We start from the raw sequence: 6,613 nt of genomic DNA, 5'->3' as shown, positions 1-6,613 counted from the left end.
GGGCCCGGGGCCGCCCCCCCCCCCCCGGGGCGGGGGCCGGCCCCCTGGCGGCCACCCCCACCCCCATGCCCCCCCCCACCCGCCCCCCGGCCCCCCCCCCGGAAAACGGGAAAGGGGGGGGGGGGGCAAAAACCCCCCCCCCCCCGCCCCCCACCCGCCGCCTACGGCTGGAACTGGCAGATCACATACCGGTATCCTTCGACATTCGGCTTGGCCGCCGAGTGCCAGTTCCAGAAGAAGGACACGACCCGGCCCTTCTGCAGCGTGAACTTCTTCTTGTTGTCCTGCCGGACGAATGTCCGCTTCACCGTCCCATGGAACTTATAGTTCCACTTCTGCTTCTGGGTGCCGTTCCCGGCCACCTCATGCCCGTCGGCGAAGATCTGGGTCCGGAAATTGACCGTCCCCAGGTTGGAGTTGAGCTTCTTGCCCAGCCCCACCTGCCACGGAATGCCGCCCTTGAGCGACTCCTTGAGGGTCACGTCGGCGATGGGCATCTTGTACGTGCCCTGGCACTTGGGGATCGTGATGCCGGCCGCCAACGCGCCGTCGGCCGTGGCCCGCCGCAGGTCCGCCGCCGACGGACCGGCTCCGTACCCGCCGCCCTCGGTGGCACCCGAGAGGACCGCACCGGCCGGCGGCGCCTGCCGCGGAGCGGCGGCCTCCGCCGCGGACACCGACGTGAGGACGAGTGCCGCGCCACACGCGGCGGCGACGGCGGCGCGCGAACGGGATATGTGCATGAGGTTCTCCCCGTGATCTTGAGCTGTTCGGCATGCACCGTACAAGACTCCCGGGTGTTTTCGCGCAGGGGGCGCCACCGGGCCCCTCCGTGGCGGACCCCGCGCGATCAGACGCCCACGTCCCGCCCCCGCAGGTCCTCCGCCGTCTCCCGGCGCACCAGCAGCCGCGCCGTGCCGTCCGCGACGGCCACCACCGGCGGGCGGCCCACCAGGTTGTAGGCCGAGGCCATCGAGACGTGGTAGGCCCCGGCGGCGGGGACCGCCAGGACGTCGCCGGGGCGGACGTCGCCGGGCAGCGGCACGTCCTCGGCGAGGATGTCGCCCGCCTCGCAGTGCCGGCCCACCACGGTCACCGCCCGCGCGGGCACCCGCGAGGCGCGGCCCGCCAGGCGGACGGTGTAGCGCGCGCCGTAGAGCGCCGGGCGCGGGTTGTCGCTCATGCCGCCGTCCACCGCGACGAACGTCCTGGCGGCGGTGCTCTTGACGGCCAGCACCCGGTACAGGGCCACGCCCGCCGGCCCGGCGATCCAGCGGCCCGGCTCGACGGTCAGCCGGGGCACGGGCAGGTCCGCCCGGGCGCAGCGCAGGGCGAGTTCGCCGGTGACGCGCAGCGCGTAGGCGGCGGGGTCGAAGGCCGGGTCGCCGTCGCGGTAGGCGATGCCGAAGCCGCCGCCGAGGTCGAGCTCGGGGAAGGTGACGCCGTGCCGGTCGCGGAGCCGGGCCAGGAGGGCGACGAGCCGCTGGACGGCGGTGACGTACGGGCCGGTGGAGGTGATCTGGGAGCCCAGGTGGCAGTGCAGGCCCACGAGTTCGAGCCGGGGCTGGGCCAGGGTGCGGGCGATGGCCTCCTCGGCCTCGCCGCCGGCGATGGGCAGGCCGAACTTCTGCCCCTCCACGCCGGTGCGTATCGCGGCGTGCGCCCCGGCCTCGACCCCGGGGACCACCCGGATCAGCACCCGCTGCCGGCAGCCGGGCGGGACGAGGGCGGCGAGCCGGGCGATCTCGCCCGTGCCGTCGATGACGACGCGGCCGACGCCCAGGCGCAGCGCGGTGGCCAGGTCGGCGGGGCTCTTGGCGTTGCCGTGCAGGATGATCCGCTCGGCGGGGAAGCCGGCGTGGGCGGCGAGGTCGAGTTCGCCCGCCGAGCACACGTCCAGGCCCAGCCCCTCCTCGTCGATCCAGCGGACCATCGCGCGGGAGAGGAACGCCTTGCCGGCGTAGGCCACTTCGGCGTCCGGGAGGGCGGTGCGCCAGGCGCGGGCGCGGGTGCGGACCTCGTTCTCGTCGAGGACGTAGGAGGGGGTGCCGAACCGGTCGGCGAGCTCCGCGAGCGCCACGCCGCCGACGGCGAGCCCGCCGGTGGCCGCGGTGCGGGTGGAGGCGGGCCAGACCGGGGCGGGGACGGCCTCGTCGGGCGCGAGCGGGGGGAGGGGAACGACGGGGAGTGACACTGCGGTCTTCCTTCAACGGGCCGACAGGCCAACGTGCTTCGACGGGCCATCGCGGCCTCGGGATTCCTGGGCGAGGCGCCGTGGGACGGGCGGTCGTGCCGCGCCGCCCCACGGCGCGGGCGCCGGCCGGTCAGCCGGGGAACGTGGGCAGCGGGGACGAGGACGGGGACGCGGGACCGTCGGGCGAGGAGCGCACCGCGGGGGCCGTGAGCTGGGGGTCCACGGAGACGAGGGTGACGCCGAGGGGGCCGGCGAGGGACCGTACGGCGGGCAGGGCGAGACGGACGGCGGGCTGGCCGGGGCCCAGACACGCGGCGAGCCGTCCGGCGGTGGTGAAGGCGACGGCGGTCCGCGCGCCCAGGGGCGTGCGGAAGACCCGCAGGGAGTAGCCGTCGGCACAGGGGCGCACGGGGACCAGGAGTGCTTCCGAGGGGTGGCCGGCCCGCGGCGCCCCGCCGGGATGGGCCGGTTCCTCGGAGGTCTCCCCGCCCTCGGCCTGGGGACCGTTGGCGGCCGTCACGGCGGCGACGGCCGCCGCCTCGGCGGGGGTTCGGTTGACATGCATGGTGATCCTCGGGTGGGAGGAGGGATCCGTCGTGGAGCGGCCGCGGGGCCGCGCCGCTCACGCTATGCCCGCTCCACGGGCGCACGACCGTTTCCTTGACAGCCTGTTGACCCCCGCCACCGCAGCCTTGACGGCGCGTTGACGGGCCGCCGGTACGCGGCCGCGGCGGCTCCGCCCGCCGCCCGCCGGGCTCCCGGACACGGGCCGCGGATTCCGGCCGCCGCGGCCCGCGCCGACCGGCCTGAGAGGCCCTCCGGCCCCGTCCGCCCCGAGGGGGGCTCGCGGACCCCCGCCGTGACCCCGTGCGCCGGGTGTGCGCCCCTGCCGCGCGCCGGATCCCACCACCACGCTGCCGTGGAGGGTCGGAAAATTTGGAAGAATCGAAGCGGGGTCGGCCATCCGGTGGCCGCGCTTCCTCGAAGAAACCCGTGTTCGCGAGGCGCGGACACCACTGTCCGGGGCTGGCGGGTCCTCGATCACCGTCGCACGATGCTCACCTGCGACCGACGGCCCACCCGGCACCCTGGAGGCACACGCTATGACGACGAAGCAGCCCGTGCGAGGCCACGCGGAGTTCCGGGCGGCGAGGGACTTCCTCCTCGACCACCGGGCGGACTACCGGACCGCGTACGAGGGCTTCGTCTGGCCACGGCCGGCGACGTTCAACTGGGCGCTCGACTGGTTCGATCCGCTCGCCCGGGGCAACGACCGCACCGCCCTGTGGATCGTCGAGGAGGACGGCACCGAGGCGAAGTCGTCGTTCGACGCCCTGCGCCGCCGCTCCGACCAGGTCGCCCGCTGGCTGCGCGAGCACGGCGTGGCCGCCGGCGACCGGATCGTGGTCATGCTGGGCAACCAGACCGAGCTGTGGGAGACCATGCTCGCCGCGATGAAGCTGCGCGCCGTCGTCATCCCCGCCACCCCGCTGCTCGGCCCCGCCGACCTGGCCGACCGCGTCGGCCGCGGCCGCGCCCGCCATGTGATCGTCCGGGCCCGGGACGCCGGCAAGTTCGCCGACGTCCCCGGGGACTACACGAGGATCGCGGTCGGTGGCGCCCCTTCGCCGGGATGGCTCGCCTACGAGGACAGCGCCGGGGCCGAGGAGGACTTCACCCCCGACGGCCCCACCCGCGCCGAAGACCCGTTGCTGCTCTACTTCACCTCCGGCACCACCGCCCGCCCCAAGCTCGTCGAGCACACCCACGTCTCGTACCCCATCGGTCAGTTGACCACCATGTACTGGATCGGGCTGCGCCCCGGCGACGTCCACCTCAACATCTCCTCGCCCGGCTGGGCCAAGCACGCCTGGTCCAACCTCTTCGCGCCGTGGAACGCCGAGGCGACCGTCTTCGTGCACAACTACACCCGCTTCGACGCGGTCCGGCTCATGGCCGAGATGGACCGCTGCGAAGTGACCAGCTTCTGCGCCCCGCCCACCGTGTGGCGCATGCTCATCCAGGCCGACCTGCGCGCGCTGCGCACCCCGCCGCGCGAGGCCGTCGCCGCCGGCGAGCCCCTCAACCCCGAGGTCATCGAGGCCGTCCGGCGGGCCTGGGGGGTCACCATCCGCGACGGCTTCGGGCAGACGGAGACCTCCGTCCAGGTCGCCAACCCGCCCGGCGAGCCGCTCAAGACCGGCTCCATGGGCCGCCCGAGCCCCGGCTTCCGCGTCGTCCTGCTCGACCCGGTGACGGGCGAGCCGGGCGACGAGGGCGAGATCTGCCTCGACCTGACCGAGCGCCCGGTCGGCCTGATGACCGGCTACGCGGGCGACCCCGACCGCACCGCCGAGGCGATGGCCGGCGGCCACTACCGCACCGGTGACATCGGCTCCCGGGACGAGGACGGATACATCACCTACATCGGGCGCGCGGACGACGTGTTCAAGGCCAGCGACTACAAGATCTCCCCCTTCGAGCTGGAGAGCGCCCTCCTGGAGCACGAGGCCGTCGCCGAGGCGGCCGTCGTGCCGGCCCCGGACCCGCTGCGGCTCGCCGTGCCCAAGGCGTACGTCGTCCTGGCCGCCGGCTGGGAGCCGGGGCCGGACACCGCGAAGGCCCTGTTCGCCCACTCGCGCGCCGTCCTCGCCCCGTACAAGCGCATCCGCCGGCTGGAGTTCGCCGACCTGCCCAAGACCGTGTCCGGAAAGATCCGCCGCATCGAACTGCGCGAGCGCACCGCGCAGGGCGGCGGCACCGAGTTCAGAGAGGAAGACCACCGGTGAGCACACCCTCGTACGCGGGAGGCCCCACTGACACCCCCCTGCTCGACGAGACCATCGGCGCCAACCTGGCCCGCACCGTCGAGCTCTTCGTCGAACGCGAGGCGCTCGTCGACGTACGGGGCGGCCGCCGGTGGACCTACGCGGAGTTCGCGCGGGCCGTCGAGGAGGTCGCGCTGGGGCTGCTCGCCAAGGGGGTGGCCCAGGGGGACCGGGTCGGCATCTGGGCCGTCAACTGCCCGGAGTGGGTGATGGTCCAGTACGCCACCGCCCGCATCGGGGCCGTCATGGTCAACATCAATCCCGCCTACCGCGTCCACGAACTGGCGTACGTCCTGCGGCAGTCCGGGGTCTCGGTGCTCGTCTCGGCCGTCGAGTACAAGAAGAGCGACTACCGGCGCATGGTCGAGCAGGTGCGGGGCGACTGCCCCGCGCTGCGCGACGTCGTCTACCTCGGCGACCCGACGTGGACCGGGCTCGTCCGGCTCGGCGGCTCCACGCCGCGCGAGCGCCTCGCCGAGCGCGAGGTGAAGCTGCACCCCGCGGACCCCGTCAACATCCAGTACACCTCCGGCACCACCGGCTTCCCCAAGGGCGCCACCCTCACCCACCGCAACATCCTCAACAACGCCTACTCGGTGGGCGAGTTGCTCGGCTACACCGAGGAGGACCGCATCGCCCTCCCCGTGCCCTTCTACCACTGCTTCGGCATGGTCATGGGCAACCTCGCGGCCACCTCCCACGGCGCCTGTGTCGTCATCCCCGCCCGCACCTTCGACCCCACCGCCACCCTGCACGCCGTCGAGCGCGAGCACTGCACCTCGCTCTACGGCGTCCCCACCATGTTCATCGCCGAGCTCGACCTGCCGGACTTCGCCACGTACGACCTGTCGACGCTGCGCACCGGCATCATGGCGGGCTCGCCGTGCCCGGCGGACGTGATGAAGCGGGTCGTCGCCGAGATGCACATGGAGGAGGTGGTCATCGCCTACGGAATGACCGAGACGTCCCCGGTCTCCACCCAGACCCGCCGCGACGACGACCTCGACCGCCGCACCGGCACGGTCGGCCGGGTCCTCCCGCACATCGAGGTCAAGGTCGTCGACCCTGACACGGGCGCCACGGTCCCGCGCGGCGGGACCGGCGAACTGTGCACCCGCGGCTACTCCGTGATGCTCGGCTACTGGGACGAGCCCGAGCGCACGGCCGAGGCGATCGACGCCGACCGCTGGATGCACACGGGCGACCTGGCGGTGATGGACGAGGACGGCTACGTCCGCATCGTCGGCCGCAGCAAGGACATGATCATCCGGGGCGGGGAGAACGTCTATCCCCGGGAGATCGAGGAGTTCCTGCACACCCACCCGAAGATCGCCGACGTCCAGGTCATCGGCGTCCCGGACGAGCGCCTGGGCGAGGAGATCATGGCCTGCGTCATCCTCCGCGACCCCGCCGAGCCCCTCACCCGCGACGAGCTCGCCCGCTACTGCCGCGGGCGGCTGGCGCACTACAAGGTGCCCCGCTACCTGCGGATCATGGAGACGTTCCCGATGACGGTGAGCGGGAAGGTGCGCAAGGTGCAGCTGAGGGAGGAGGCGGCGGCGATCGTCGGGTGAGGGCGCTCACGGGGTGA

5 protein-coding genes are annotated in these 6,613 nt (G+C 73.9%); 2 read left to right on the top strand and 3 right to left on the bottom strand.

Annotated features, from left to right (window positions below; genetic code table 11):
* Nucleotides 1-161: 161 nt before the first annotated feature.
* From I5Q34_RS29700 to I5Q34_RS29690, 3 genes are all read right to left on the bottom strand, one after another.
* Complete coding sequence (locus I5Q34_RS29700; RefSeq protein ID WP_199895537.1) at nt 162-743, bottom strand: hypothetical protein; 582 nt, start codon at nt 741-743, stop codon at nt 162-164.
* 107 nt (nt 744-850) lie between these two features.
* Nucleotides 851-2,194: a diaminopimelate decarboxylase gene (gene lysA / locus I5Q34_RS29695; RefSeq protein WP_199895536.1), complete on the bottom strand. Its 1,344-nt coding sequence runs from the start codon at nt 2,192-2,194 to the stop codon at nt 851-853.
* Nucleotides 2,195-2,324: 130 nt separating this feature from the next.
* Nucleotides 2,325-2,759, bottom strand: coding sequence for an SAV_915 family protein (locus tag I5Q34_RS29690; RefSeq protein ID WP_199895535.1), 435 nt, complete (start codon nt 2,757-2,759; stop codon nt 2,325-2,327).
* A 538-nt stretch (nt 2,760-3,297) separates the two neighbouring features.
* On the opposite strand from I5Q34_RS29690, the gene I5Q34_RS29685 reads away from it, so the two are divergent.
* Entirely contained in the window at nt 3,298-4,983 is a 1,686-nt protein-coding gene (locus tag I5Q34_RS29685; protein WP_199895534.1) for an AMP-binding protein, read from the top strand.
* On the top strand, nt 4,980-6,596 hold the full coding sequence (locus I5Q34_RS29680) for an AMP-binding protein (protein WP_199895533.1): 1,617 nt from the start codon (nt 4,980-4,982) through the stop codon (nt 6,594-6,596). The genes I5Q34_RS29685 and I5Q34_RS29680 overlap by 4 nt, the downstream gene beginning before the upstream one ends.
* Nucleotides 6,597-6,613: the final 17 nt, after the last annotated feature.

This window comes from Streptomyces sp. AV19, assembly GCF_015999245.1.
Classification (GTDB): Bacteria; Actinomycetota; Actinomycetes; order Streptomycetales; family Streptomycetaceae; genus Streptomyces.
Note: the sequence above shows the minus strand (reverse complement) of the source record. Positions and strands in the feature narration are given on the sequence as shown.